The following is a 26,000-nucleotide window of genomic DNA, read 5'->3' as shown; positions in this document are numbered from 1 at the left end:
CGCGACACGATGCCATGACCCGAACGTGACTTGCTCCGGTCCGGGCACGGGCGCATCAATGGCGTCATGACAGAACCTGCTCCCCGACACACGCCCGCGACCGCGCTGACCGCATCGCCGGCTTTCCCCGCCGTCATGGCCTTTGCCGCGTCGTTTGTCATGGTGCTCGCGCTGCTGCTCACCGCCGCCCCGGCCGCGGCGCAATCCGCGATTCCCGACCCGGATCGGCTGGTGCGCCTGCGCGTTCTCGACGGCGGCACCACCGCGGAGGGAACGCGGATGGCAGCGCTCGAACTCACTCTGGCGGAGGGCTGGAAAACCTACTGGCGCAGCCCGGGAGAGGCCGGGATTCCGCCGCGCTTCGACTGGAGCGGATCGCAGAATCTCGGCCAGGTGCAGATCCACTGGCCGACTCCGATGGTGTTCGAACAAAGCGGCTATCGCTCCTTCGGCTATGCCGACCGGCTGGTGCTGCCGGTCGAGATCACGCCGGAACATGCGGATCAGGACGTGCGCCTTGCCGGGCGGATGGATCTGGGCCTGTGCAGCGACATCTGCATCCCCGGCAACGTAAGCTTCGACCAGGCGCTCGACGCGGCCGCTCCGCGCGACCCGCAGATCGTCGCCGCACTGGCCGACCGCCCCTCCACCGCCCGGGAGGCGGGCGTGACCGGGGCAAGCTGTTCCATGCAGCCGACGCAGGACGGCATCCGCCTGACCGCGCGCATCGACCTGCCGCCGCCCTCCACCGGCAGCGAGGTCGCGGTGATCGAACCCGGTGTCCCCGGCGTCTGGGCCGGGCAGGCCGAGACCCGGCGCGAGGGCCCGCAGCTTGTCACCTCGACCGAATTCATCGACGAGACGGGCGAGGGGCTCGCACTCGACCGCTCGAAGATCCGCATCACCGTCTTCGGCGGTGCGCAGGCCGCCGACATCCGGGGCTGCAGCGGGGAATGACCCCGGCGCTGCCGATGCCGCGGCTTGCGGCGCTCGCGGTGGTGGTGCGCGGGCGGCGCGTGCTGCTGGTGCGCCGGCGCAATCCGCCCGACGCGGGGCGGTGGGGCTTTCCCGGCGGTCATGTGGAACCGGGCGAAACCGCGCTTGCCGCCGCGGTGCGCGAACTGCGCGAGGAAACCGGCCTGCGCGGCGAGGCGGTCGAATATCTGACCAATATCGACGTGATCCACCGCGATCCCGGCGGCACGCTCACCGCCCATTACCTGCTGGCGGCGGTGCTCTGCCGCTGCGAAGCGGGCGAGCCGGTGGCGGCGGATGACGCGCTCGACGCCGCCTTCGTCACACCCGGCGACCTGCGGGCGGGCGCGCTCCCCGCCAGCGACCGGGTGGAGGAACTGGCAATGCTTGCGCTTGCCCGCATCGATCAGCTTTCCCGACCGGCAAGCCGCGACACGGCGGCCCCGTAAACCCCGCCGACCAGAAGCGCCGAGCCGATGACGAACAGGATCAGCCCCGCCGTGAGCGGCGCAAGCTGCGGCGCAAGCCATGCGATCCCGGCGGGCAGCGCCCCGGACAGCGCCGGCCAGAGCATGGTGATCCCGAACCAGAGCATCACCAGCAGCGCGGCAAGGCGCAGCGGATTGCGGGTGAGCGGGCTGCGCAATCCCCGCCGCAGCGAGCGCAGCGGGCGCATCAGGTCATGCTGCATCGCCACCAACGCCGGCACCAGCAGCAGAACGAGGACCATCCCGAAGCCAAGGCCATAGGCCAGCGTGATCACCGTCGGTTTCAGCATCAGCGCCTGGCGGCTGTTTTCGTAAAGCAGCGGCGCAAGCCCCAGAACCGTCGTCGCCGTGGTCAGGAACACCGGGCGCAGCCGGTCCGCCACCGCGTCGATGATCGCCGGCCGCAGCCCCCTTGTCTGCGCATATTCGTCGATGGTGCTGACCAGCACGATCGAATCGTTGATGATGATGCCCGACAGCCCGAGCAGCCCGACCACCGAAAACATGCTGAGCGGCATATCCCAGATGTAGTGCCCCCAGATCGCACCGACGAGCCCGAAGGGAACCACGGCCATCACCACGAAGGGCCGGGTCCAGCTCGAAAACACCCAGACCAGCACGAGGTAGATGCTGGTGAGGCAGAGAATGAGCCCGGTCGTCGCATCGCCCAGAAATTCGCTTTCCTGTTCTTTCAGCCCCGACAGGCGCCAGTCCACCTGAAGGTCGGCGGCGATGGCGGGCAGGATCTCGGATTCGAGCGTCTGCATGATGTCCTGCGCCCGCGCCGGATCGTCTTCGGAGATGTCGCCGGTCACCGAAATCACCCGCAGCCCGTTTTCCCGCTGCACGGTGGAAAACCCGGTCTGGCGCGTGACGGTCACGATATCGGCAAGCGGCACATAGCTCCCCGAACCGGTGCGCAGATAGGTATGGTCGAGAAAATCCGCCGTCTGTTCGGATTCGGGCAGTTCGACCCGGATCTCCGCGCTGCGCCGCCCATCAGGATAGGTCGCGGCCTCGATCCCGTTCAGCCGCGCGCGCAGCACCTGCCCCAGCCCGGCCATGTCGAACCCGAGCGTCTCGCCCTGGGGCGTCAGATCGAGGATCAGCTCTTCCTTGTCATAGGGCAGGTCGTCGTTCAGCCCCGAGATTTCGGGATAGCGCATGAGCGTGTTCTGCAATTCGAGGCTCGCGCGTTTCAGCACGCCCACCTCGGCGCCGTAGAACTGCACATCGAGCGCATCGCCCCCCGGTCCCATGCGGGCGCCGCGAAAGCTGACGATCTCGGCAAGCGGGTGCTGGCGCACGCGCTCCTGCAGGTCGCCGACGAAGGCAAAGCTGGAATAGGGGCGCAGGTCGGCGTCGATCAGTTCGACGCTGATGCCGCCCAGCAGGTCGGGTTCCTTGTTGTCGGCCCCCGCAAGGCCCCAGCCCGCCGTGCCGCCGACCTGGGCCATCACGTAACGCACCGGGTTCCTGCCGTAGCGGGCCTCGTATTCGGCGCCGATCTCGTCCACCGCGCGCTGCATCTCGGCCATCATCTCGAGCGAATCGGCCCGGCTCGCCCCCTCGACCATGGCGAAATCGCCGGCGACCGAGTTCTGCTCGGGCGCGTTGAAGAACCGCCAGGGCAGCTCACCCGAAACCAGCAGCGCAAGCTGGCTCGCAAGCGCAAGGACGATCCCCGCAAGCACCACATAGCGAAAGGTGACGATCCAGCCGACCAGCGGACGGAACAGGTGGTCGCGCACATGGCGAAAGCCCCGGTTCACGATCCGGTTCGGCCAGTCGTACCAGTGATCCTGCGCCGCATGGGTCAGCGCATGGCGCATGTGGCCGGGCAGGATCAGGAAACATTCGACCATCGAGGCCGCAAGCACCGCAATCACGGCAAAAGGAACGTCGCGGATCATGTCCCCGAAACGTCCGCCCACCGCATAAAGCGCTAGAAAGGCGAGCATCGTCGTGAGCGTCGCCGCCATCACCGGCATGGCCATGCGCCGGGCCGCGTTTTCCGCCGCTGCGGTTGGCGATTCGCCAAGCCTGCGGGCACGCTGGTCGGCATATTCACCGACCACGATCGCATCATCCACCACGATGCCGAGCACGATGATGAGCCCGAACAGCGACATGGTGTTGAAGGTCATCCCCGTCACATACATGACCGCGATGGCGCCAAAGAGCGAGGCCGGGATTCCCATCGCCACCCAGATTGCGGTGCGCGCATTGAGGAACAGGAACAGGAGCACCAGCACCAGAACCAGCCCCTCGATGCCGTTCGTGAGCAGCATCCTGAGCTGCGCCGAGATTTCCTCGGCCCGGGTGCGCACCAGTTCGACCGTGACGCCCTGCGGCAGGCTGGCCCGCATGTCGGCGGCGATGCTCTCGACCTGCCGCTGGATCGCCACGGCATCGCCCTGTGCCGACCGCTCGACCCGGATCGCCATGGCGGGTTCGTCGTTCACGTAATAGGCGCGCTCGCGGTCCGCCCCCTCGACGCGGATATCCGCCACGTCGCCAATGGTGAGCGTGGTGCCGTCGCGGTTGCGCCGCAGGACGATCTCGGCCAGCGCCTCGGGCGAGCGCCGCTCGATCCCGGTGCGCACCCGCGCATTGGCGCCCTTGACCTCGCCCGCCGGCGCGGCATCCACCTCGGCGCGGATGGCGGCGGCGATATCGCTCATGGCGATGTCATGTTCCATCAGCCGCACGGTCGGAACCTCGATCAGGGTCTCGGGCGCGGCCAGCCCCTGGATCGTGGTGCGGGTGATCCCGGCGTCAAACAGCCGCGTCACCATCTCGTCGGCAAACTGTCCAAGCTGAAGCGGCGCCACCGGGCCGGTGATCACCACGTCGGTGACGCGGTCCCACCATGTGCCGCGACGCACCGTCGGAACCTCGGCTTCTTCGGGAAGGTCCGTGACCGCGTTCACCGCCGCCTGCACATCGTCCGAGGCCTGCATCATGTTCCAGCCCGGCTCGAAATCAAGCGTGATGCTGGCCCGTCCCTCGCGCGCGGTGGCGTGGGTTTCCGCAACGCCATCGACCGCCTGCAGCGCCGGTTCAAGCAGTTGCACGATGGCGCGGTCCACGTCCTCGGGGCCCGCACCTTCCCAGGTCACGCCGACCGAGACCGTATTCACCACCACGTCCGGCAGCGACTGCGCCCGCATGTTCGGGATCGCCACGGCGCCAAGCACCAGCATCAGCATCAAAAGCAGGTTGCCGGCGGTGCGGTGACGCGTGAAATAGGAAAACAGGCCCTGCGCCCGGTCGGGTAGATCGCGCATCAAAGCTCTCAGCCTCCCCGTTCGCGCTCGATGCGCCGCACCACCGCGGCCGGCACCGCGGGCGCGTCAAGCTGCGCGAGAAGCCGGGCGCGATCGTCCTCGGCCAATGTGGCATCGGCCTCGATCATGGCGACAAGCTCGGCCCGCCGCTCGGCGCTCAACTCCAGCATGGCCTGTTCGCGGCCATCCCCGGACGGGTCGGCGCCATTGTCGCGCAGCGGCCGCACCCGGATTCCTTCGCCCAGCAGCGGCGTGCGCCCGATGACGACCTCCTGTCCGTCCAGTTCCGCACCCGCGAGCAGCACCTCGTTGCCCTGCCGGTGCATCAGCGTGACCTCGAGCGCCTGCAGGCGGTTGTCGTCGCCAAGCACCAGCACCGTGCGGCTTGCCGCGTCATAGGCCGAGGCCGGCAGGCGCGCGACCTGCGCGATCGCGGGCTCCTCGACCCGGACGGTGACGAAATCGCCAGGCTTGAAACCGCGCGGATCGTCGAGCCGGGCAAAAAGCAGCCGCCCCGACTGCCCTTCGCCGCTCACCGCGCCGTCGCGGCTGATCTGCCCGCTTGCCGTAAGCTCCACCCCCGCCGCCTCGAGCGCGACGGTGAGCGGGGCGGCAATCAGCCGGCCCGAATCGTCGAGCAGGCGCGCGTATTGCGCCGTCGAGACCCGAAAGGCGACCTCGAGCGCATCCGGGTCCACCAGCATCGCAAGCTGTTCGTTGGCGGTGACGAGCCGCCCCTCGACCAGGGTCACATCCGAAAGCGTGCCGTCGAAGCCGGCGCTCACCGTGGTTTCGCGCAGGTTGCGCTGCGCCTCGGCAAGGGCGACCTCGCTGCGGGACAGTTGCGTCTGCGCCTGGTCGATCCGCGCCTCGGCCTGCGCCAGCGCCTGGCGCCGGGCCAGCGCCGACTGGCGCGCGGCGGCGGCGGCAAGATCGGCGGCCTCCACCTGCGCGGTGCTGCCGACGCCGCGTTCCTGCAGGTCGCGCTGCCGGTCGGCGGCCCGGTTCTGCAACTCTGCCTGATCCTCGGCGGCGGCGAGTTCGGCCTCGGCAAGTTCAAGCCCGCGCTCGGCGTCGCGCACCTCGAAGCGCGCATCCATCAGGTCACTTTCGGCGCGATCGACCTCGGCCTGGGCATCGGCCGGGTCGATACGCAGCAGAACCTCCCCGGCCCTGACCGCGCCGCCTTCCTCGAAAGCATCGGCCAGTTCGATCACCCGCCCGCCGACGGCGGTGCGCAGTTCAAGCGTGCGGCGGCTCTGCACCTCGCCATAGGCACGCAGGATCGGCACCGCGTCGCCCAGAGCGGCGGTCTGCACATTCACGGTGAATTCCCGTTCGCGCGACGGCGGCTGATGCGGCGTGGCCGACAGGCGGCTCTGGATCGCGCCCACCACCAGTTGTCCGGCAAACAGCAGCAGCGCGAGCACAAGCCCCGCCAGAAAAACGCCAAACAGGCCTTGTCTCAGAAAACGCATGCCGGATTCGCCCGCAGATCTGCCCCTCGCGCCCGCGTTCGCGGGCCCTGCTACCTGTCTTAACGCAGCAGCCGGCTATTTCCGTCGCAGTTTTTCATCAAGCCGCGGCATGATCTCGACGAAATTGCAGGGCATGTGCCGGTAATCGAGCTGCCGCGCGAGGATCCCGTCCCAGGCATCCTTGCAGGCGCCGGGGCTGCCGGGCAGCGCGAACAGATAGGTGCCCCCGGCAACGCCCGCGGTCGCGCGGCTCTGGATCGCGCTGGTGCCGATCTTTTCCATCGAGATCACGGTGAAGGCGACGGAAAAGGCCGTGATCTCCTTTTCATAGACGTCGCGATGCGCCTCGATCGTGACATCGCGCCCGGTCAGCCCGGTGCCGCCGGTCGAAATCACCGCATCCACCCCCGGATCCGCGATCCATGCGCGAAGCTGCGCCGCGATCTCTTCGCGCTCGTCGGGAATGATGCGGCGGTCGGCCAGCGAATGGCCCGCCGCCTGCAGCCGGTCGGCCAGGATCTGCCCCGAGCGGTCCTGCGCCAGATCGCGGCTGTCCGAGACGGTGAGCACGGCAATGCGCACCGGGATGAAGGGGCGGCTTTCGTCAAGTCCGGCCATGGATTCGTGTTCCTTTCGGTGTTCCGTGTTCAGGCGCCGTGCAGATGCGCCCACAGCGACAGCAGATCGGCCCAGGTCTCGCGCTTGGCGATCGGATTGCGCAGCAGATAGGCCGGGTGCAGCATCGGCAGCAGCGGGCGGCCCAGCGCCTCGGTCCACTGTCCGCGCAGCTTGGTGATGCCGGTCTTGCCCAGCAGCGCCTGAATGCTGGTGTTGCCCATCGCCACGATCACCTCGGGCGCGACCAGTTCGACATGGCGGCGCAGAAAGGGCAGCAGCATCGCGATTTCCTCACGGGTCGGGGTGCGGTTCTGCGGCGGACGCCAGGGCAGGACATTGGTGATATAGACGTTTTCCTGCCGTGACAGCCCGATCTCGGCCAGCATCCGGTCGAGAAGCTTTCCGGCCTGACCGACAAAGGGGCGGCCCTCGCGGTCCTCGTCGCGCCCCGGTGCCTCGCCGACGATCATCACCGGCGCCGGCGCGGTCCCGTCCGCAAAGACAAGATTGCGCGCGCCTTTCTTCAACTCGCAACCCTCGAAAGCCGCAAGCGCCGCGCGAAGGTCATCGAGGCTGCGCGCATCCGCGGCGGCACGTTCCGCCACCGCCAGCGGCGACGTTTCGGATTCGGACGCGGGCTCGTCCCCCGCGGCAGGCCCCGGATCGCGGGCGGGCGGCCGGGCGGCGGCGATTGGGCCGGACCGCGCGGCCCCGGGGGGCGTCCCGGGCAGGCCGCGACGATCAATCGGCGCGTCGCCGATCGCATCGACAACGCCCATGTCGAACTGCCATTCCAGCAGCGCGCGCGCGATTTCCGGGTCGAGTCTCGATTCCATACCCGTCATGATAGCCCTGCCTTGCGCGCTCGGAAAGCGGCAGGGCCGCGCGCGGGTGCCGGGAATGGTGCGCCCTATTGCCCCGTCAGGCGCCCGTTCCTATAACCGCGGATGACGCAAGCCCGCGCCGGAGCCCTTCGGATGACCTTCGCCCACCGCCATCTTCTGGGGATCGAGCACCTTTCCCCGGATGACATCGTGACGGTTCTCGACCTGGCCGAGCGATATGTGACGCTGAACCGTCAGCCCGCGAAACATTCGGACGTGCTGGCCGGGCTCACCCAGATCAACATGTTCTTCGAAAACTCGACCCGCACCCAGGCGAGTTTCGAACTCGCCGGGATGCGCCTTGGCGCCGACGTGATGAGCATGGCCATGCAGGCCAGCAGCGTGAAGAAGGGCGAAACGCTGATCGACACGGCGCTGACCTTGAACGCCATGCGCCCCGATCTGCTGGTGGTGCGCCATCCGCAGTCGGGAGCGGTGGATCTGCTGGCGCAGAAGGTGAACTGCGCGGTGCTGAACGCCGGCGACGGGCGGCACGAACATCCGACGCAGGCCCTGCTGGATGCGCTCACGATCCGCCGCGCCAAGGGGCGGCTGCATCGTCTGAGCGTCGCCATCTGCGGCGACATCGCCCATTCGCGGGTGGCGCGCAGCAATATCCTCCTGCTCGGCAAGATGGAAAACCGCATCCGCCTGATCGGCCCGCCGACGCTCATGCCCGCCGGGATCGGCGAATTCGGGGTCGAGGTGTTCGAGAACATGGCCGAGGGGCTTGCCGGGGTCGATGTGGTGATGATGCTGCGCCTGCAGAAGGAACGCATGGACGGCGGCTTCATCCCGAGCGAGCGCGAATATTATCACCGTTACGGGCTTGATGCGGAAAAGCTTGCGCTGGCGAAACCCGATGCCATCGTCATGCACCCGGGGCCGATGAACCGGGGCGTCGAGATCGACGGCACGCTTGCCGACGACATCAACCGCAGCGTCATCAAGGATCAGGTCGAAATGGGGGTCGCGGTGCGCATGGCGGCAATGGAACTGCTGGCCCGCAACCTGCGCGCCGGCGCCAGAGCGGAAGCGGAGGCCGGCCAATGAGCGCGCCGATCCTGTTCCGCAACGCCCGCCTGATCGACCCCGAGGCCGGAAGCGACACCCTGGGCAGCCTGCTTGTGCGCGGGGGCCTGATCGAGGGCCGGGGCGCGCCGCAAGACCCCGCGCCCGAGGGCGCCACCATTATCGACTGCGCCGGCCATTGCCTTGCGCCGGGGATCGTCGATATCGGCGTCAAGGTCTGCGAACCGGGCGAGCGGCACAAGGAATCCTACGGCTCGGCCGGGCTTGCCGCCGCGGCGGGCGGGGTCACGACCATCGTGACCCGGCCCGACACGATCCCGGCGATCGACACGCCCGAAACGCTCGAATTCGTGCGCCGGCGCGCCAATGCCGCCGCCCCGGTCAATGTGCTGCCCATGGCCGCGCTGACCAAGGGCCGGCAGGGGCGCGAGATGACCGAGATCGGCTTTCTCATGGATGCCGGCGCGGTGGCGTTTACCGATTGCGACCACGTGGTTTCCGACACGCGGGTCTTTGCGCGGGCGCTCGCCTATGCGCGCTCCTGCGGGGCGCTGGTCATGGCCCATCCGCAGGAACCCGGCCTGTCGCGCGGCGCCGCCGCCACCTCGGGAAAGTTCGCAAGCCTCTACGGCCTGCCCGCCGTTTCGCCCATGGCCGAGCGCATGGGGCTCGACCGCGACATCGCCCTGATCGAGATGACGCGCGCGCGCTATCACGCCGACCAGATCACCACCGCCCGCGCCCTGCCCGCGCTGGCGCGCGCCCGGCGAAACGGGCTCGACATCACCGCCGGCACCGGCATTCATCACCTGACGCTCAACGAATTCGACGTGGCCGACTATCGCACCTTCTTCAAGCTGAAGCCGCCGCTGCGGGCGGAAGACGATCGTCTTGCCGTGGTCGAGGCGCTGCGCGAGGGGCTGATCGACATCATCAGTTCCATGCACACGCCGCAGGACGAGGAATCCAAGCGCCTGCCCTATGAAGAGGCCGCAAGCGGCGCGGTGGCGCTGGAAACGCTGCTGCCGGCGGCGCTGCGCCTTGTCCATGGCGGGCAGATTTCCCTGCCGGCGCTGTTCCGGGCGCTGGCGCTCAATCCGGCGCGCCGCCTCGGGCTGCCTTCGGGGCGGCTTGCGAGCGGTGCGCCTGCGGACCTTGTGGTGTTCGACGCGGACGCGCCCTTCGTCCTGGACCGCGAGACGCTGCACAGCAAATCGCGCAACACGCCCTTTGACGGGGCGCGCCTGCAGGGGCGGGTGCTTGCGACGCTGGTCGCCGGCCGCACCGTCTATCAGAGGCCCTGACATGCCGGTAATGCCATGCCCGTGATGGATGCGACCCTTCTGCAACTGATCCTCTGGGGGCTGATCGCTTACGGGCTCGGCTCGGTGCCCTTCGGTCTGCTGCTCACGCGCATGCTCGGGCTCGGCAACCTTCGCGCGATCGGCTCCGGCAACACCGGCGCGACCAATGTGCTGCGCACCGGCAGCAAGGGTGCGGCGGCGGCGACGCTGCTGCTCGACGCAGCCAAGGGCACGGTCGCGGTCTGGCTGGCGGCCGCATTCGCCGGCGAGGCGGCGGCGCAGCTTGCCGCGCTCGCGGCACTGGTCGGGCATTGCTGGCCGGTCTGGGCGCGGTTCCGCGGCGGCAAGGGGGTCGCGACCTTCATCGGCGTCTGGCTGGCGCTCTCATGGCCGGTCGGGGTGGTCTGCTGCGCCACCTGGCTCGTCACGGTGCTGATCGCGCGGATTTCTTCGCTCGGGGCGCTGGCGATGGTGGTTGCCTCGCCGCTCTGGGTGCTGCTGCTCGGCCCCGGTGACATGTTCCTTTTGTCGCTGTTACTGGCGGCGCTCGTGGTCGGGCGCCACCACGCCAATATCGCCCGCCTTGCCGCCGGGACCGAGCCGCGCATCGGCCGCTGACCCCCGCGGCTCTGCCACGCGCCTCTTTCAACGGCGCGTGCGCTGCCTATATAGCGACCAAATGCCATTTCAGCGGCAAAAAGGATTTCCATGACTTTCGGATCAAAACTCGCATGGGACGACAGCGTTCTGCCCTTTCAACTCGACGCCTCCGACATCCGCGGCCGGGTGGCGCGGCTTGACGGCGCGCTGGGCAAAATTCTTGCGCAACACGCCTATCCCGCGCCGGTCGAGGCGCTGGTGGCCGAGATGGCGCTGCTCACGGCGCTGATCGGCCAGACCGTCAAACTGCGCTGGAAGCTTTCGCTGCAGGTGCAGACCAAGGGCGCGGTGCGGATGATCGCGACCGATTACTTCGCCCCCGAGCGCGAGGGCGAGGCCGCCCATATCCGCGCCTATGCCAGTTTCGACGCCGACCGCCTGAGCGGGAACGAACCCTTCGCCCAGCTTGGCGAGGGCTATTTCGCGATCCTGATCCATCAGGGCGAGGACATGCGCCCCTATCAGGGCATCACGCCGCTGGTCGGGCCTTCGCTCAAGGATTCGGCCGAGGCCTATTTCGCCCAGTCCGAACAGTTGCCGACGCGTTTCGCGCTGAGCTTCGGACGCGAGGGCGGAAACTGGCGCGCCGGGGGCGTGATGCTCCAGCACATGCCCAAGGCCTCGCCGCTCATGGCCAGTCGCGAGGGCACCGGCGGGCTCGTCTCGGCGCAGGATCTCCTGGATGGCGATGCGATGGAGAACTGGAACCGCGCCAATATCCTGCTCGATACGGTGCAGCGCGACGAACTGATCGGCCCGGACCTGCCGCCGACCGACCTTCTGGTGCGCCTGTTCCACGAAGAGCAGCCGCGCGCCTTCGACGCGCAGGCGGTGCGCTTCGGCTGCACCTGTTCCGAGGCCCGCGTGCGGCAGAGCCTGTCGATCTATTCGGCCCGCGACATCGGCCGCATGACCACGGATGCGGGGCGCGTGACCGCCGACTGCCAGTTCTGCGGCGCCCATTACGAGCTTGATCCGGCAACGGTCGGATTCGACCATGACGGCTCTGCTGAGTGACGATACCGCATCGGCCCTGCGCCGCGCGCTTGCCCGCCCGGGTGCGCCCTCGTCGGATTTCGACCTGAACCCCGAAACCGTGCTCGAGGCGGGGCGCATCCTGCGCCCTGCCGGCGTGCTGGTGCCGGTGCAACTGGACGGGGCCGCGCCGCGCGTGATCCTGACCAAACGCTCGTCCCTGCTCCGGCACCATCCGGGGCAGATCGCCTTTCCGGGCGGCAAGCAGGACGAAAGCGACCCCGACGTGACCGCCGCCGCCCTGCGCGAGGCGCGCGAGGAAATCGGCCTGCCCGAGATGGGCGCCGAAGTGCTGGGCCACCTGCCTGCGCATGAGACGGTGACCGGTTTCCGCGTGACCCCGGTGGTCGCGGTGATCCGCGAGGATTTCCCCATCATCCCCGAACCCGGCGAGGTCGAGGAGGTCTTTTCGGTGCCGCTTTCGCACCTTCTCGATCCCGCGAACTACCTGATCGAATCGCGGCTCTGGCGCGGGGTGCGGCGGCATTATTTCATCGTTCCCTGGGGGCCCTATTACATCTGGGGCGCGACCGCGCGGATGCTGCGGGCGCTCGCCGAAAGGATGGCACCGTGACGCGCGTCGCGGGCGAATGGCTCGTGCATCCGGGCACGCAGGCGGTGATGCGGGCGCTCGCGGCCCAGGGCGCCCAGGCGCTGTTCGTCGGCGGCTGCGTGCGCAACGCCCTGCTCGGGCTTGCGGTCAGCGACATCGACATCGCCACCGACGCGCGGCCCGAAGACGTGATACGCCTCGCCCGTGCGGCGGGGATCAAGGCGGTGGCGACCGGGCTTGCGCATGGAACGGTGACGCTCGTTGCAAAGGGGCACGCGCATGAGGTGACGACCTTCCGCCGCGACCTTGCCACCGACGGGCGGCGCGCGGTGGTGGCCTATTCGGGCAGCCTTGCCGAGGATGCGGCGCGGCGCGATTTCACCATGAATGCGCTTTACGCGCGCGCGGACGGCGAGGTGATCGACCCGCTCGGGGGCCTTGCGGATCTGCGCGCGCGGCGGGTGCGTTTCATTGGCGACGCAGCGGCCCGCATCCGCGAGGATTACCTGCGCAGCCTGCGCTATTTCCGCCTGCACGCCTGGTATGGTGACGCCGATCAGGGCCCGGACCCGGAGGCGCTGGCAGCAATCGCGGGCAATCTCGACGGGTTGGCACGGCTGTCGCGCGAACGCATCACCGCCGAGATCCTGAAACTGCTGGCGGCGCCCGATCCGGTGCGGTCCTGCGCGGCCATGCGCGCCTGCGGTGTGCTGCGCGCGGTGCTGCCCGGTGCCGATGACGCGCCGCTCGCACCGCTTGTGCATCTCGAGCAGGAGGCCGGGGCGGAGCCGGACGCGCTGCGCCGCCTTGCGGCACTCGGGTGGGGGGCGGAACTCGCGGAACTCCGGCTTGCGCGGCGCGACCGGCGGCGCATGGCCGTCATGCGCGACGCCGCCACCGGATCCATGGGCGCGGCGGAACTTGGCTATCGGCACGGCCCGGAGGCGGGGCGCGATGCGCTGCTGCTGCGGGCGGCCATGAGCGGCGCCGATCTGCCGGACGGTTGGAAAGCCGCCCTTGTCCGCGGCGCGGAACAGGACTTCCCGGTCGCGGCAAGGGATCTCATGCCGCGGTTCTCCGGGCCCGACCTGGGTGCGCGGCTCGAAACGCTCGAACGACGCTGGATCGCATCGGATTTCGCGCTGGATCGCGAGGCGCTCCTTGCGCTTGCGTGACAGCATCCACTGCCTGCTTGTTGAAGCCGGCAAAACCGTGGACAAGGGGCGGCGTGGGAGGCGGACAGACATGCCCCGGGCACGGTTCCCGGCAGAAAAGTGACGGCATCATGAAATATGGAAACCTGATCGACGCCTTTCGCCCCGCCAAGGGGCCGCCGCCGCAAACGCTGTCCGCCTTCATGCGCTGGTGCCTGTCGGGAAGCTGGCCGGCGCTCTGGCTCGCGGCGCTGTTCTCGGGGGCAGCGGGCGCGCTGGAGGCCGCCACGGCGCTGATCCTCGGCTGGGTGATCGACGCCACGCAGGCCAGCGGCCCGGAGGAGTTTTTCGACGGTTCGAACCTGATTCTTCTGGTCGGGGCGGCGGCGTTCTTCCTGGTTCTGCGCCCGATCTTTTCGGGGCTTTCGGCCACGTCGAACTCGGCCATCGTCCAGCCGAACGTGCTGCCGCTCGTGCTGTCGCGGCTGCATCGCTGGACGCTCGGGCAGGCGGTGGCGTTTTTCGAGGACGATTTCGCCGGGCGCATCGCCCAGAAGCAGATGCAGACCGCACGCGCCGTGACCGACGTGGCGGCCGAGGTCATCAACGTGGTCGCCTATTCGCTGGCATCGCTGGCCGGGGCGCTTCTGCTTCTTGCCGCGATCCAGCCGGCCACCATGCTGCTGTTCCTGGGCTGGCTCTGCGCCTATGGGCTGTTGATCTCGTTCTTCCTGCCCCGGGTGCGCAAGCGCGCCGGATCTCGCGCAGGGGCGCGGGCGATGGTGTCGGGCCATGTGGTGGACACGATCACCAATATCCGCACGGTCAAGCTGTTCGCCCATGACGAACACGAGGACCGCGAGGCGCTCGATGCGATGGAATACTATCGCGGTCGGGCGCTCGATTTCGGCATGATTTCGGCCCTGTTCCGGCTTTGCCTCACGATCCTGTCCGGGGCCCTGCCGGTGCTGCTGATCGGCGCGACGCTGTGGCTCTGGCAGCGGGGGCAGGCCAGCACCGGCGATATCGTCGCCGCCGGCACGATCGCGATCCGCATCGCCCAGATGACCGGCTGGGTCAGCTTCACCCTGATGGCGATCTATTCCAACATCGGCGAGATCGAGGACGGCATGAAGACGCTGACGCCGAGGCGCCGCATCCGTGACGTCCCGGCGGCGCCCGAGCTAGAGGTGCCGCGGGGCGCGATCGCCTTCGACAACGTGTCCTTTACCTACGGGCGCGGCATCGGGGGCGTTCACAATCTGGATCTGGTGATCGCCCCGGGCGAAAAGCTTGGCCTTGTCGGCGCTTCGGGGGCCGGGAAATCGACGCTGGTTTCGCTGCTGCTGCGGCTCTATCACCCCGAATCGGGCGAGATCCGCATCGACGGGCAGAATATTGAACGGGTCACGCAGGAAAGCCTGCGCCGCCAGATCGGCGTGGTCACGCAGGAAACCGCCATGTTCAACCGCTCGGCCCGCGACAACATCCTGTATGGTCGCCCGAACGCCGCCGATGACGAGATGATCGAGGCCACCCAGAAGGCCGAGGCGCATGATTTCATCGAACTCATGGAGGACCACAAGGGCCGGCGCGGCTATGAGGCCCATCTCGGGGAACGCGGCGTAAAGCTTTCGGGTGGCCAGCGCCAGCGCATCGCCCTTGCCCGGACGATCCTCAAGGATGCGCCGATCCTCGTGCTGGACGAAGCCACGAGCGCGCTCGATTCCGAGGTCGAGGCGGCCATCCAGACCGCCCTGCACCGGGTGATGGAGGGCAAGACGGTGCTCGCCATCGCGCACCGGCTTTCGACGCTGTCCGAGATGGATCGCATCGTGGTGATGGATCACGGGCGGATCGCCGAAAGCGGCACCCATGACGAACTGCTGGAACTCGGCGGACTTTACGCGCGGTTCTGGAACCGGCAGTCGGGCGGGTTCATCCGCGCCGAAGCGGCCGAATGACGCGCAAAACCGTGCTGATCGAGCGGCTCGGCCATCTGGGCGACGGGATCGCGCCGGGGCCGATCTTTGCGCCGCGCTGCCTGCCCGGCGAAACCGTGAGCGGGCGGCGCGAGGGCGAGCGCCTGCGCGACATCGCGATCATGTCGCCGTCGCCGCAGCGGATCACGCCGCCCTGCCCGCATTACGACACCTGCGGCGGCTGCCAGTTGCAGCACGCGAGTGACGATTTCACCGCCCGCTGGAAACAGGAGGTGGTGCAGGAGGCGCTCGCGGCACAGGGGCTTGCGACGGTGCTGCGCCCGACCGTCACGTCGCCGCCCCGTTCGCGCCGACGGGCGACATTCGCGGTGCGGCGCACGCGCAAGGGGGCGCTCGCCGGGTTTCACGGCCGGGCCTCGGATGCGATCACCGCGATTCCCGACTGCCATCTGCTGCTGCCCGAAGTGCTGGCCGGGCGCGGCGGCGCCGAAGACCTTGCACTTGTCGGGGCGAGCCGCAAGAGCGCGCTTGCGGTGACCGTCACCGCCTCGGAAAACGGGCTCGATGTGGCGGTGAAGGGCGGCAAGCCGGCTGACGGGCCGCTGCGGGCCGCGCTGGGTGCCATCGCTGCGCGCCATCGCCTTGCCCGCCTCACATGGGAGGGCGAAACCGTCGCCCTGGCCGCGCGGCCCGGGCAGGTCTTTGGCCCGGCCCGGGTCACGTCGCCGCCGGGTGCCTTCCTGCAGGCGACGCGCGAGGGCGAATCGGCGCTGCTTGAGGCGGTGCGCGAGGTGGTGCATGGCGCCGCGCGGATCGTCGATCTTTTCGCCGGCTGCGGCACGTTCTCCCTGCCGCTGGCCGTGGATGCGCGGGTTCACGCGGTCGAGGGCAACGCGGCGATGCTGGCCGCGCTTGACGAGGGCTGGCGTCATGCCGCGGGGCTGAAACACGTCACCACCGAGGCGCGCGATCTGTTCCGCGCACCGCTCGCGGGTGGCGAGCTTCGCGGGTTCGATGCCGCCGTGCTCGACCCGCCGCGCGCAGGCGCCATTGCGCAGGCCATGGCGCTCGGCGACTCCGCCATTCCGCGCATCGCCTATGTCTCCTGCAACCCGGTCAGTTTCGCGCGCGATGCCCGCAAGCTCCGCGATGCGGGCTACGGGCTGGACTGGGTGCGGATCGTCGATCAGTTCCGCTGGTCGACCCATGTCGAGCTGGTCGCGAGCTTCACCCGCGCGGCATGATGTCCGGCGGCATTCACCGTTCCGTAACAAATTTGATTTTGATTTCTGTCCGGGCCCTTGTATTCCAAGGATAGAACGAGGCAGAGACAGTAAAAAAATGAAACGGAGACATTTCGCACTGGGCGCCGCAACGGCGCTCGCCCTTGGTGCTTGCAGCCGCAAGCCGACCAAGTTCCAGACCTACAACGGCCCCGAGGTGACATCGGTCATCATCAAGAAGGGCGAGCGGCGGATGTATCTGCTGAACAACGATCAGGTCATCAAGGATGTGGAGTTCGACCTCGGCTTTGCCCCGGTCGGCCACAAGCAGTTCGAAGGGGACGGAAGAACCCCCGAGGGGCTGTATTTCATCGACCGGCGCAATCCGAACAGCCTTTATCATCTGTCGCTCGGGATTTCCTATCCGAGCCCGGCGGATATCGAGGCGGCGCGCGCCTTCAACCGCAGCCCTGGCGGCGACATCTTCATTCACGGAGAGCCGAACGCCGGCGCGATCAGCCGCCGCGACTGGACCGCGGGCTGCATCGCCGTGAAGAATCGCGAGATGGAGCAGCTTTACGCCATGGTGCGCGACGGCACGCCGGTCTTTCTGATGCCCTGAAGGTCAGGCACCGGATCGGGCGGCCCCTGTGGCCGCCCCGTCATCAACGGGTCACGTCCCGTTCAGGCGACCCACATATCCGGCCGAAGCGGGACAAATGCAAGCCGGAGCAGGCAAGTGCGCTGGTGCGGGCGGGTTCAGCCGCCCATGAGCAACGTCCACCAGATCTTGCCGCCCGATTCCTGATACCAGCCGAAGCCCAGATCGCGGGCGCGCCGGTCAAGGATCACGTCGCGGGTGCTGCGATCTTCCATCCAGGCGCTCAGGGTCTGGTGCTCGGTCTCGTAGCTTTCCGAGATATTCTCGCCCAGCATCCGCCCCTCATAGCCGGCGCGACGTACGCGGTCGAAGGGCGAGGATCCGTCCGACCCGAAATGCCAGGGCCGGTTCTGATTCGCCATGTCGCGCGAATGGGTTTCGGCGGCGGCGTTCAGGCGCGCGTTCAGCTGCACCTCGGGCCGGCCGGCCGCGCTCCGCAGGGAGTTGACCGAATCGAGCAGCCCGAACTGGATCCGCGACGTGTCGCCCGGCCGGATCTGATAGGGGCGCGGCAGCGGCTTTCCATCCGGCCCAAGCTGCACCGGCTCCAGCCCGGAACAGGCTGACAGACCAAGAATGAGGACCAGGAAAAGAGAAAGCAGACGTGTCATGTCATACCCCGAGTGAGTCTTTGCCATATGCCATTACAGCGCACCTCGGATCATGGCAACGTCAAGCACCGGGCGCGGGTCCGGACCGCGCCTGCGCCGCACCGATGACGGCAGGCTGTTGCCCAGGACACACATTTCATCGGCCGCAACGACCACCACGGGGTTGAATCCGCGCGGGGCGGGTCGCCTCACAACTTGGCGAGATTGCGTCCTTCCGCTCTTTCAACGGAAATGCTAGATGCGCTAGGGTGCTGCCCGTGGCTGCCTTACCGGCATCCATGCGGCAGCGCCATTTTCAGACGGCCGGCAAGGCTCGCAAGGCGTTTTCCGGGGGAATTGAGGTCAAGGACAGTCTGGAGGCTGAATACATGAAATCATCACTCGTCCGTGGGATGGCCGCGGGCCTCGCGCTGGTTGTCGCAGCCACCGCGCTGCCGGCACAGCAGCAGAGCACGAACCGGGTGGCCGGGAAATCGGACTGGAGCGTCTTCGTCGAGGACAATCCCACCGAATGCTGGAGCGTTTCCGCCCCCACCAAGACCGAAAACACCCGCGACGGCCGCGCGGTCGAGGTCCGGCGCGGCGATATCCTGCTGTTCGTGTTCTATCGTCCGACCGCCGGGGTAAAGGGTCAGGTGACATTCACCGGCGGCTATCCGTTCGCCAGCGGATCGACCGTGGACCTGAAGGTGGGCAGCCAGTCCTTCGAACTGTTCAGCGATGGCGAATGGGCCTGGCCGGCAAGCCCGGATGACGATGCAAAGATCGTCGCCGCCATGAAACGGGGCAGCGATGCCGTGCTGACCGCGCGGTCGAGCCGGGGCACCCAGACCAGGGACACGTTCTCGCTCATGGGGTTCACCGCGGCGGTCGATGACGCGCAGGCGCGCTGCTCGAAATAGGCCGGGTGCACCAGCAACCGGAGCACCGCCACCTTGGACAAGGGGGCAGAGCGCCCCATATGCCCCGGGAGCCCCGCGCCCCCGAACCGCACAGGTAACGCCATGTCCGCAACCGCCCCGATCACGCAGGATGTCGTGACCTTCCCCCGCAAGCTGCCGGAGAGCGAGGGGCGCGTGAACCTTGTCGGCCTGACGCGGGAGGCGATGCGCGATGCGCTGATCGCCGCCGGCACGCCGGAGCGGCAGGCGAAGATGCGCGTCAGCCAGATCTGGCAGTGGATCTATCAGTGGGGCGTGCGCGACTTTGCGCAGATGACCAACCTTGCCAAGGATTACCGCGCCGGGCTTGCCGAACAGTTCACGATCGCCCTGCCCGAGGTCGTGAGCCGGCAGTTGAGCGGCGACGGCACGCGCAAGTATCTCGTGCGGATCGCCGGCGGGCATGAGGTCGAAGTGGTCTATATCCCCGAGGCGGATCGCGGCACGCTCTGCATCTCCAGCCAGGTCGGCTGCACCCTCACCTGCTCCTTCTGCCACACCGGCACGCAGAAGCTCGTCCGCAACCTCACCGCGGGCGAGATCATCGGCCAGGTCATGGTGGTGCGCGACGACCTGGGCGAATGGCCGACCCCCGGCGCGCCCAAGGACGAAACGCGGCTCCTGTCCAACATCGTGCTCATGGGCATGGGAGAGCCGCTTTACAATTTCGAGAACGTGCGCGACGCGATGAAGATCGCCATGGATGCCGAGGGCATCCAGCTTTCGCGCCGGCGCATCACGCTGTCGACCAGCGGGGTCGTGCCCGAGATCGAGCGCACGGCGCGGGAGATCGGCTGCCTGCTGGCGGTGTCGTTCCACGCAACCACTGACGAGCTGCGCGACACGCTGGTGCCGATCAACCGCAAATGGAACATCGCCGCGCTGCTCGACGCGCTGCGAACCTATCCGCGACTGTCCAATTCCGAACGCATCACCTTTGAATATGTCATGCTCGACGGGGTGAATGACAGCGACGAGGACGCACGCCGGCTGCTGCGCCTGATCGAGGGGATCCCGGCCAAGATCAACCTCATCCCGTTCAACGAATGGCCGGGCGCGCCCTATCGCCGCTCGCCCGAAAAACGCATCCGCGCATTCGCCGACATCATCTACAAGGCCGGCTACGCGAGCCCGATCCGCACGCCGCGCGGCGAGGACATCATGGCGGCCTGCGGGCAGCTCAAATCCGCGACCGAACGCGCCCGCAAGAGCCGGGCGCAGATCGCCGCCGAGACCGGCACCACCACCGGCTGACCCCCTCGTCAGGCCCCGCCGGTCGGCGAGGACTGGGGCAGGTCGGGGATGCTTGAGCGCCGCTCGCCGCTGTCCGGCCAGTTGTCGATGAGGGAGATCGCCTCTTCCGCCGATTCGACGAAGCGGAACAGGTCGAGATCCTCGTCCGAGATCGTGCCGGCCTCGGCCAGCGCCTCCCAGTTGATGATCCGTTCCCAGAATTCGCGCCCGAACAGCAGGAAGGGAATCCGTTCCATGCGGCCGGTCTGGATCAGGGTGAGGCTCTCGAATGTCTCGTCAAGGGTGCCGTATCCGCCAGGAAACACGCAGATCGCCCGCGCCCGCATCAGGAAATGCATCTTGCGGATGGCGAAATAGTGAAAGTTGAAGGCCAGATCGGGCGTCACCCAGGCGTTCGGGGCCTGCTCATGCGGCAGCACGATATTGAGCCCGATCGAGATCCCGCCCGCATCGGCCGCGCCGCGGTTTCCGGCCTCCATGACGCCCGGTCCGCCGCCGGTGCAGATGATGTTGTCGGCCCCTCCCTCGGCAAGGGATCGCTGGGTGATGCGGCGGGCGAAGATGCGCGCCTCCTCGTAATATTCCGCGAGCGAGGCCAGCACCGGCGTGCGGGCTTCGTGGCGAAGCTCGGGCGCGGGGACGCGGGCGCCGCCGAACAGCACGATGGTGCTGTTGATGCCCATCTCGTCAAGCGCCATCTGCGGCTTGAGCAGTTCAAGCTGCAGCCGCACCGGGCGCAGTTCCTTGCGGCAGAGGAAATCGTCATCGGCAAAGGCCAGCCGATAGGCCGGGCTGCGCGTCTGGGGCGTGTCTGGCACTCCGCCGGCAGCCTGCCGGTCGGAATGGGCATCGCGGAAGCGGCTCCGGCGGTCGTCTTTCATCGCAGATCCTTGCGTTTCAATGCGTTCATTCCTGACCCATCGCCCGCATGCCTTCAACCCCCATCAGGGGCCCCAATCACCGCCCCGTCACGGGCCCCCATCACCGAACACCCGTCACCGATCTGCGCCACGGGGCTGCGCAGCCGGTGCTCTCGCCGCCGGCCGGGGCGCGTTCGACACGGCCATGATTGCCTCGGGCACGCTGCGCGCTTATAGCCGGAAGAGGCACGAACATCAGTGCGGCCGCAAACAGTCAGGGAAGGAACGCAGAATGGGCATCGGCTTTATCGGAGCGATCATCGTCGGCGGGCTCGCCGGCTGGATCGCCAGCATGATCATGAGCGCGAACACCGGGATCCTGCTCAACATCGTGCTCGGCATCGTCGGCGCGGTGGTGCTGAACGGGATACTCAGTATCGTCGGCATCTACGCCGCCAACGCCTGGATTCCTCAGTTGATCGTCGGGCTGGTCGGGGCCTGCCTGCTGATCTGGGGCTGGCGCGCCATTTCACGCTGACGGCGCGGGGCGTTGTCATGGCCGAACGGGCGGAAACCGCTTCGGGCTCGCGCCAGCAGGTGTTCACCCTGCTGGTTCAGCTCGGGCGCAAACCGGGCGACGGCCTGCCCGACAAGGCGACCGGGGCCGCGCTCATGGTCTATGCCTCGGGCGTGGACGAGGCCGAAGCGGTGCGCGAAACGGTCGCCGTCCTGAAACAGGCCGGCACCGCGCCGCTTGACGTGACCGGCTACGGCACCCGCGCGGAACGCGAGGCACTGGGTCACGAGATCGACAGCGAAGAGGCGGCGCTGATGCAGCGCGCCATGGACGAAAACGCGGTGATCGTCGCGCAGATGACACCGTTCTTCGACGGCGCGCCCGAGGATGCCGGAACCGGGACGAACGGGGCCGGCGGCTGATAGCGCCCCCACCCGGATGGGGGGCTCGACTTTGCTCATGACGCGCCCGCGCGGCCGTGGTAGGGAAGCGTCATGACGCGTATCCCGACCAAGGCCGAGATCCTCGAGTGGATCGCCGAGAATCCCTCGCTCGCCTCCAAACGCGAGATCGCAAAGGCGTTCGGAATCAAGGGCGCGGCCCGCATCGACCTCAAGCGCGTGCTGCACGAGCTCGAGGACGAGGGCCACCTGGAAAAACGCCGCAAGAGCTATCGCGACCCCGAGCGCCTGCCACCGGTGAGCGTGCTGAAGGTGCTTGCGCCCGATGCCGAGGGCGACCTTTTCGCACGTCCGCTCGAATGGCGCGGCGAGGGGGTCGAGCCCATCGTGCTGCTGCGCCTGCGCGACTCGGATCCGGCGCTGGGCGAGGGCGACCGGATCCTCGCGCGCCTTTCGGTGGTTCATGCCGAAGATCACAACTACGAGGCGCGGGTGATCCGCCGCATCGGCTTCAGCCCGGAAACCGTGCTCGGCATCTACCGCACCGGGGCCGAAGGCGGACGGATCGTGCCGATCGACAAGGGCCGGCACAAGGAATGGATCGTGCCGCTCGAAGCCGCCGGCGGGGCGACCGACGGCGAACTGGTCGAGGCGGAACTGTCCGGGCGCCGGGATCGGCTCGGCCTGCCGAAGGCACGGGTGCTCGAGCGGCTCGGCGATGCGACGGCGCCGAAGGCCGTGTCGCTGATTGCGATTCACCAGCACGGCATCCCCGACCGCTTTTCCGAAGCCGCCCTTGCCGAGGCCGAGGCGCTGCTGCCGCTTGGACCCGACGGGCGCGAGGATCTGACGGCGCTGCCTTTTGTGACCATCGACCCCGCGGACGCCCGTGACCATGACGATGCCTGCTGCGCCTGGCCGGACGAGGCGCCCGACAACAAGGGCGGACATGTGATCTGGGTCGCGATCGCCGATGTCGCCGCCTATGTCCATACCGGCGGGGCGCTGGACCGCGATGCGCTGGAGCGGGGCAACTCGACCTATTTTCCCGACCGTGTCGTGCCCATGCTGCCCGAGCGCCTCTCGGCCGATCTCTGCTCGCTGATCGAGGGCGAACCGCGCCCCGCCATCGCCGTGCAGATGCGCATCGACGCCGAGGGCAACAGGGTCGCCCACAGCTTTCACCGGGTGCTGATCCGTTCGGGCGCCTCGCTCAGCTACGAAGAGGTGCAGGCCGCCATCGACGGCGAGACGAGCGAACGCACCGAGCCGCTGCTCGCCCCGGTGCTGGAGCCGGTCTTTGCCGCCTGGCGCGCGCTCGACGCGGCGCGGAACCGGCGCCAGCCGCTCGACCTCGACCTGCCGGAGCGGCGGATCATGCTCTCGGACGAAGGCAAGGTCACCTCGGTCAACTTCCGCGAGCGGCTCGATGCGCATCGGGTGATCGAGGAATTCATGGTGCTCGCCAATGTCTGCGCCGCCGAGACGCTGATCGCGCGCCGCCAGCCGCTGCTGTTCCGCGTACACGAGGAACCGGCACCGGAAAAGATCGACGCGCTGCGCGAAACCGCTGCCGCTTCGGGCCTTACCCTCGCGAAAGGACAGGTGCTGCAGACGCGGCACCTGAACGCGCTGCTGTCGCAAGCCACGGGGCGCGAGGATGCCGACCTCATCAACATGGCGACGCTCAGGGCCATGACGCAGGCCTATTACTCGCCCGAGAATTTCGGCCATTTCGGGCTCGCCCTCCCACGCTATGCCCATTTCACCTCGCCGATCCGCCGCTATGCCGATCTCGTCGTGCACCGGGCGCTGATCACGGCCCATGGCTGGGGCCGGGGCGCGCTTGCCCCCGAACAGGCCGAGCGGCTGGAACAGGTCGCGGCCCATATCTCGGACACCGAGCGGCGCTCGATGATGGCCGACCGCGACACCACGGACCGCTACCTTGCCGCCTATCTCTCGGAACGGCTCGGAACCGATTTTCCGGGCCGGATCAGCGGCATCGCCCGTTTCGGCCTGTTCGTCACCCTGGACGAGACCGGCGCCGACGGGCTGGTGCCGGTGCGCTCGCTCGGGCATGAGTATTTCCACCTCGATGCGCGGAACGGGACGCTCATGGGGGCCGACAGCGGCGCTGTGATCGCTATCGGTCAGCGCGTCACCGTGCGGCTCGTGCAGGCGGCGCCGGTGAGCGGGGGGCTCGAATTCGAACTGCTCGACCTCGATGGAAAACCGCTGCCCCGCCCTGCCGGCCCGAAGGGGCGCTCCCCCCGGCGCAAACCCGTCCATGCCGCCCGCAAGGCCGAAAAGCACAAGCGCAAGGTGCTCCGCAAGCGCCGCTGAAATCGCTGCCGGGCCTGCTCAAACCCTTTGGTGTCCGCGCGATTCGGCGCTATGCTGCCCGCGAGCAGAAAAACCGGAAAACCGGGGACAGACATGAAACGACAGGCAGGCGCCGCGCTTTTCGGCGTGTTCCTCATCCATGGCATGCCGGCCGGGGCGGTCGAGCAATCGCTTCGCCCCGAGACACGCCCGCCGCAGGCCATCCGCGTCGCGATGCCCGGCCCGACGCTCGCGCAGTCGCTCCGCCCGGCGGCACGGCAGGTGGTCATGACCAGACAGGCAGGCGACGATATCATCCGCGATTTCCGGGAATGGGTCGGCAGTTTCCGCCAGCGCGCCCTGAGCAAAGGGATCAGCGCCCGCACCTTCGACGCGGCCTTCGACGGCGTGCGCCCCGACCCCGACATCGTCGCCCGCGATGGCAACCAGTCCGAATTCTCGCGCACGATCTGGCAATATCTGGACGGCGCCGTTTCTGATTCGCGGATCCGCAACGGCAAGGCGGCGATCCAGGACAATTCCCGCACGCTGGCGGCAATCGAATCCCGCTACGGCGTGGAAAAAGAGGTCGTCGCGGCGATCTGGGGGCTCGAATCCTCCTACGGCAGCCACCGCGGCAAAAGCGACATCGTGACCTCGCTGGCCACGCTCGCCCATGACGGGCGCCGCGCCGCCTTCTTCGAGGATCAGCTCATCGCCGCGCTGACGATCATCCAGCACGGCGACATCCCGCCCCGCCGCATGACCGGAAGCTGGGCCGGCGCGATGGGGCATACCCAGTTCATGCCGACCTCGTACCTTGAACACGCGGTGGATTTCACCGGCGACGGGCGGCGCGACATCTGGTCCGACGATCCGGCGGATTCGCTGGCCTCGACCGCCGCCTATCTCGCCCGGTTCGGCTGGAAAAAGGGCCAGCCCTGGGGGGTCGAGGTCACGCTGCCGCGCGGCTTCGACTATCGCCTGGCCGACCGCGACATCACCCGCATGCCCTCGGACTGGGCCCGCCTCGGCATCCGCGACACAAACGGGCACAAGGTGCCGGATCACGGGCAGGCGGCGATTCTGCTGCCGGCGGGCGGGCGTGGCGCGGCCTTCATGATCTTCGACAACTTTTCCGTGATCCGGCGCTACAACGCCGCCGATTCCTATGCGCTCGCCGTCGGCCACCTGAGCGACCGGCTGCGCGGAAAGGGCCCGATCCGGGCCGAGTGGCCACGCCATGACCGCGCACTGACCCGCGACGAAAAGATCGAGATGCAGGAACGCCTGACCGCGCTCGGATTCGACACCGAAGGGGTGGACGGGCAGATCGGGCCGCGCACCGTCTCGGCGGTGCGCTCGTTCCAGATCGCACAGGGGATGGCGCCCGACGGCTACGCCTCGCCGCAACTGCTCGAGCGCCTGCGCTGAGGCGGGTTCAGACCCCCTCGACCACCAGCATCACGGTTTCGGCCGCGCGGCGGCGGATCGCCGCTGCCGCCTGATAATCCGGGTCGTTATAGGCATCGAGCGCGGCGCGGTAGCTCGGGAACTCGATCACCACATGGCGCTCGTTCGTCTCACCTTCCACCACCTCGGCCTGTCCGCCCCGCACCACGAACCGTCCGCCGAGCCGCTCGAGGATCGGCGTATCGAGCGCGACATAGTCCTTGTAGGCCTCCGGATCCCGCACGGTGATATGACCGATGATATATCCCTTCGCCATGGGCGCCGCTCCTGTTCTGCGCGAAAAACCGGACTATGGCGCCGCCGGCGGCCCCGCGCAAGAG

General features: G+C 68.2%; 24 protein-coding genes. 17 read left to right on the top strand and 7 right to left on the bottom strand.

From position 1 onward, the window contains the following. The first annotated feature begins 66 nt into the window (after positions 1-66). Positions 67-957, top strand: coding sequence for a protein-disulfide reductase DsbD domain-containing protein (locus B0B01_RS07400; protein WP_234967726.1), 891 nt, complete (start codon positions 67-69; stop codon positions 955-957). After that, a complete protein-coding gene (locus tag B0B01_RS07395; RefSeq protein ID WP_076649140.1) occupies positions 954-1,424 on the top strand; it encodes an NUDIX hydrolase in 471 nt (156 codons plus the stop codon). Before B0B01_RS07400 ends, B0B01_RS07395 begins: the two co-directional genes overlap by 4 nt. Here the strand turns inward: B0B01_RS07395 and B0B01_RS07390 are convergent. The 4 genes from B0B01_RS07390 to B0B01_RS07375 all read right to left on the bottom strand — a co-directional run bounded on the left by B0B01_RS07390 (position 1,382) and on the right by B0B01_RS07375 (position 7,685). Then, complete coding sequence (locus tag B0B01_RS07390) at positions 1,382-4,756, bottom strand: efflux RND transporter permease subunit (protein WP_076649138.1); 3,375 nt, start codon at positions 4,754-4,756, stop codon at positions 1,382-1,384. The two genes, B0B01_RS07395 and B0B01_RS07390, sit on opposite strands and share 43 nt — an antisense overlap. Before the next feature lie 5 nt (positions 4,757-4,761). Then, positions 4,762-6,231, bottom strand: coding sequence for an efflux RND transporter periplasmic adaptor subunit (locus B0B01_RS07385; protein WP_076649136.1), 1,470 nt, complete (start codon positions 6,229-6,231; stop codon positions 4,762-4,764). Positions 6,232-6,306: 75 nt separating this feature from the next. Next, a complete protein-coding gene (gene moaB, locus B0B01_RS07380) occupies positions 6,307-6,849 on the bottom strand; it encodes a molybdenum cofactor biosynthesis protein B (RefSeq protein ID WP_076649134.1) in 543 nt (180 codons plus the stop codon). 29 nt (positions 6,850-6,878) lie between these two features. Next, on the bottom strand, positions 6,879-7,685 hold the full coding sequence (locus B0B01_RS07375; RefSeq protein WP_076649132.1) for a uracil-DNA glycosylase: 807 nt from the start codon (positions 7,683-7,685) through the stop codon (positions 6,879-6,881). 141 nt (positions 7,686-7,826) lie between these two features. Between B0B01_RS07375 and B0B01_RS07370 the strand changes: the two genes are divergently transcribed. The 9 genes from B0B01_RS07370 (at position 7,827) to B0B01_RS07330 (ending at position 17,259) form a co-directional block, all read left to right on the top strand. After that, the gene (locus B0B01_RS07370) at positions 7,827-8,786 is read left to right on the top strand and encodes an aspartate carbamoyltransferase catalytic subunit (protein ID WP_076649130.1); all 960 of its coding nucleotides are present in this window, start codon (positions 7,827-7,829) and stop codon (positions 8,784-8,786) included. Next, positions 8,783-10,069, top strand: a complete 1,287-nt coding sequence (gene pyrC / locus B0B01_RS07365; RefSeq protein WP_076649128.1) for a dihydroorotase — start codon at positions 8,783-8,785, stop codon at positions 10,067-10,069. Before B0B01_RS07370 ends, pyrC begins: the two co-directional genes overlap by 4 nt. 15 nt (positions 10,070-10,084) lie before the next feature. Further along, positions 10,085-10,687, top strand: a complete 603-nt coding sequence (gene plsY, locus B0B01_RS07360) for a glycerol-3-phosphate 1-O-acyltransferase PlsY (RefSeq protein ID WP_076649126.1) — start codon at positions 10,085-10,087, stop codon at positions 10,685-10,687. A 90-nt stretch (positions 10,688-10,777) separates the two neighbouring features. Continuing rightward, positions 10,778-11,746 carry an Hsp33 family molecular chaperone HslO gene (gene hslO, locus B0B01_RS07355; protein ID WP_076649124.1) on the top strand — a complete coding sequence of 323 codons (969 nt, stop codon included), beginning with the start codon at positions 10,778-10,780 and terminating at the stop codon, positions 11,744-11,746. After that, positions 11,727-12,338, top strand: coding sequence for a CoA pyrophosphatase (locus B0B01_RS07350; protein WP_083946090.1), 612 nt, complete (start codon positions 11,727-11,729; stop codon positions 12,336-12,338). The genes hslO and B0B01_RS07350 overlap by 20 nt, the downstream gene beginning before the upstream one ends. Then, a complete protein-coding gene (locus B0B01_RS07345) occupies positions 12,335-13,492 on the top strand; it encodes a CCA tRNA nucleotidyltransferase (protein ID WP_407675241.1) in 1,158 nt (385 codons plus the stop codon). Before B0B01_RS07350 ends, B0B01_RS07345 begins: the two co-directional genes overlap by 4 nt. Positions 13,493-13,602: 110 nt before the next feature. Beyond that, complete coding sequence (locus B0B01_RS07340; RefSeq protein WP_076649122.1) at positions 13,603-15,435, top strand: ABC transporter ATP-binding protein; 1,833 nt, start codon at positions 13,603-13,605, stop codon at positions 15,433-15,435. Continuing rightward, positions 15,432-16,658 (top strand): class I SAM-dependent RNA methyltransferase, encoded by a 1,227-nt coding sequence (locus tag B0B01_RS07335; RefSeq protein WP_076649120.1) that lies wholly within the window; start codon positions 15,432-15,434, stop codon positions 16,656-16,658. Before B0B01_RS07340 ends, B0B01_RS07335 begins: the two co-directional genes overlap by 4 nt. Before the next feature lie 97 nt (positions 16,659-16,755). Next, entirely contained in the window at positions 16,756-17,259 is a 504-nt protein-coding gene (locus tag B0B01_RS07330; protein WP_076649118.1) for a L,D-transpeptidase family protein, read from the top strand. A gap of 137 nt (positions 17,260-17,396) precedes the next feature. Here the strand turns inward: B0B01_RS07330 and dalA are convergent, their stop codons facing one another. After that, positions 17,397-17,909 (bottom strand): divisome-associated lipoprotein DalA, encoded by a 513-nt coding sequence (gene dalA / locus B0B01_RS07325; protein ID WP_076649116.1) that lies wholly within the window; start codon positions 17,907-17,909, stop codon positions 17,397-17,399. A 368-nt stretch (positions 17,910-18,277) separates the two neighbouring features. Here dalA and B0B01_RS07320 point away from each other — a divergent pair, with 368 nt between their 5' ends. Beyond that, entirely contained in the window at positions 18,278-18,811 is a 534-nt protein-coding gene (locus B0B01_RS07320; RefSeq protein WP_076650108.1) for an invasion associated locus B family protein, read from the top strand. Positions 18,812-18,913: 102 nt separating this feature from the next. Beyond that, positions 18,914-20,104, top strand: a complete 1,191-nt coding sequence (gene rlmN, locus B0B01_RS07315; RefSeq protein ID WP_076649114.1) for a dual-specificity RNA methyltransferase RlmN — start codon at positions 18,914-18,916, stop codon at positions 20,102-20,104. A gap of 8 nt (positions 20,105-20,112) precedes the next feature. On the opposite strand, the gene B0B01_RS07310 is transcribed toward rlmN, so the two are convergent. Then, positions 20,113-20,985: an LOG family protein gene (locus tag B0B01_RS07310; RefSeq protein ID WP_076649112.1), complete on the bottom strand. Its 873-nt coding sequence runs from the start codon at positions 20,983-20,985 to the stop codon at positions 20,113-20,115. A 271-nt stretch (positions 20,986-21,256) separates the two neighbouring features. Between B0B01_RS07310 and B0B01_RS07305 the strand changes: the two genes are divergently transcribed. The 4 genes from B0B01_RS07305 to B0B01_RS07290 all read left to right on the top strand — a co-directional run bounded on the left by B0B01_RS07305 (position 21,257) and on the right by B0B01_RS07290 (position 25,641). Further along, positions 21,257-21,502 carry a GlsB/YeaQ/YmgE family stress response membrane protein gene (locus tag B0B01_RS07305; protein WP_076649110.1) on the top strand — a complete coding sequence of 82 codons (246 nt, stop codon included), beginning with the start codon at positions 21,257-21,259 and terminating at the stop codon, positions 21,500-21,502. A gap of 17 nt (positions 21,503-21,519) precedes the next feature. After that, positions 21,520-21,903, top strand: coding sequence for a hypothetical protein (locus B0B01_RS07300; protein WP_076649108.1), 384 nt, complete (start codon positions 21,520-21,522; stop codon positions 21,901-21,903). 72 nt (positions 21,904-21,975) lie between these two features. Beyond that, the gene (gene rnr, locus B0B01_RS07295; RefSeq protein WP_076649106.1) at positions 21,976-24,228 is read left to right on the top strand and encodes a ribonuclease R; all 2,253 of its coding nucleotides are present in this window, start codon (positions 21,976-21,978) and stop codon (positions 24,226-24,228) included. Between the two features lie 93 nt (positions 24,229-24,321). Next, the gene (locus B0B01_RS07290) at positions 24,322-25,641 is read left to right on the top strand and encodes a lytic murein transglycosylase (protein WP_076649104.1); all 1,320 of its coding nucleotides are present in this window, start codon (positions 24,322-24,324) and stop codon (positions 25,639-25,641) included. 7 nt (positions 25,642-25,648) lie between these two features. Here B0B01_RS07290 and B0B01_RS07285 read toward each other — a convergent pair whose 3' ends face one another. Then, the gene (locus tag B0B01_RS07285) at positions 25,649-25,936 is read right to left on the bottom strand and encodes a DUF1330 domain-containing protein (protein WP_076649102.1); all 288 of its coding nucleotides are present in this window, start codon (positions 25,934-25,936) and stop codon (positions 25,649-25,651) included. Positions 25,937-26,000: the final 64 nt, after the last annotated feature.

It is taken from the genome of Pontibaca methylaminivorans (genome assembly GCF_900156525.1).
GTDB lineage: Bacteria > Pseudomonadota > Alphaproteobacteria > Rhodobacterales > Rhodobacteraceae > Pontibaca > Pontibaca methylaminivorans.
The sequence above is the reverse complement of the archived record's forward strand: the minus strand, read 5'-3'. Positions and strand labels throughout refer to the sequence as shown.

Coding starts and splice junctions, on each gene's coding strand:
- B0B01_RS07400 (WP_234967726.1), top strand. CDS start 67: ATGACAGAACCTGCTCCCCGACACACGCCCGCGACCGCGCTGACCGCA.
- B0B01_RS07395 (WP_076649140.1), top strand. CDS start 954: ATGACCCCGGCGCTGCCGATGCCGCGGCTTGCGGCGCTCGCGGTGGTG.
- B0B01_RS07385 (WP_076649136.1), bottom strand. CDS start 6,231: ATGCGTTTTCTGAGACAAGGCCTGTTTGGCGTTTTTCTGGCGGGGCTT.
- moaB (WP_076649134.1), bottom strand. CDS start 6,849: ATGGCCGGACTTGACGAAAGCCGCCCCTTCATCCCGGTGCGCATTGCC.
- B0B01_RS07375 (WP_076649132.1), bottom strand. CDS start 7,685: ATGGAATCGAGACTCGACCCGGAAATCGCGCGCGCGCTGCTGGAATGG.
- B0B01_RS07370 (WP_076649130.1), top strand. CDS start 7,827: ATGACCTTCGCCCACCGCCATCTTCTGGGGATCGAGCACCTTTCCCCG.
- pyrC (WP_076649128.1), top strand. CDS start 8,783: ATGAGCGCGCCGATCCTGTTCCGCAACGCCCGCCTGATCGACCCCGAG.
- plsY (WP_076649126.1), top strand. CDS start 10,085: ATGCCCGTGATGGATGCGACCCTTCTGCAACTGATCCTCTGGGGGCTG.
- hslO (WP_076649124.1), top strand. CDS start 10,778: ATGACTTTCGGATCAAAACTCGCATGGGACGACAGCGTTCTGCCCTTT.
- B0B01_RS07350 (WP_083946090.1), top strand. CDS start 11,727: ATGACGGCTCTGCTGAGTGACGATACCGCATCGGCCCTGCGCCGCGCG.
- B0B01_RS07340 (WP_076649122.1), top strand. CDS start 13,603: ATGAAATATGGAAACCTGATCGACGCCTTTCGCCCCGCCAAGGGGCCG.
- B0B01_RS07335 (WP_076649120.1), top strand. CDS start 15,432: ATGACGCGCAAAACCGTGCTGATCGAGCGGCTCGGCCATCTGGGCGAC.
- B0B01_RS07330 (WP_076649118.1), top strand. CDS start 16,756: ATGAAACGGAGACATTTCGCACTGGGCGCCGCAACGGCGCTCGCCCTT.
- dalA (WP_076649116.1), bottom strand. CDS start 17,909: ATGACACGTCTGCTTTCTCTTTTCCTGGTCCTCATTCTTGGTCTGTCA.
- B0B01_RS07320 (WP_076650108.1), top strand. CDS start 18,278: ATGAAATCATCACTCGTCCGTGGGATGGCCGCGGGCCTCGCGCTGGTT.
- rlmN (WP_076649114.1), top strand. CDS start 18,914: ATGTCCGCAACCGCCCCGATCACGCAGGATGTCGTGACCTTCCCCCGC.
- B0B01_RS07310 (WP_076649112.1), bottom strand. CDS start 20,985: ATGAAAGACGACCGCCGGAGCCGCTTCCGCGATGCCCATTCCGACCGG.
- B0B01_RS07305 (WP_076649110.1), top strand. CDS start 21,257: ATGGGCATCGGCTTTATCGGAGCGATCATCGTCGGCGGGCTCGCCGGC.
- B0B01_RS07300 (WP_076649108.1), top strand. CDS start 21,520: ATGGCCGAACGGGCGGAAACCGCTTCGGGCTCGCGCCAGCAGGTGTTC.
- rnr (WP_076649106.1), top strand. CDS start 21,976: ATGACGCGTATCCCGACCAAGGCCGAGATCCTCGAGTGGATCGCCGAG.
- B0B01_RS07290 (WP_076649104.1), top strand. CDS start 24,322: ATGAAACGACAGGCAGGCGCCGCGCTTTTCGGCGTGTTCCTCATCCAT.
- B0B01_RS07285 (WP_076649102.1), bottom strand. CDS start 25,936: ATGGCGAAGGGATATATCATCGGTCATATCACCGTGCGGGATCCGGAG.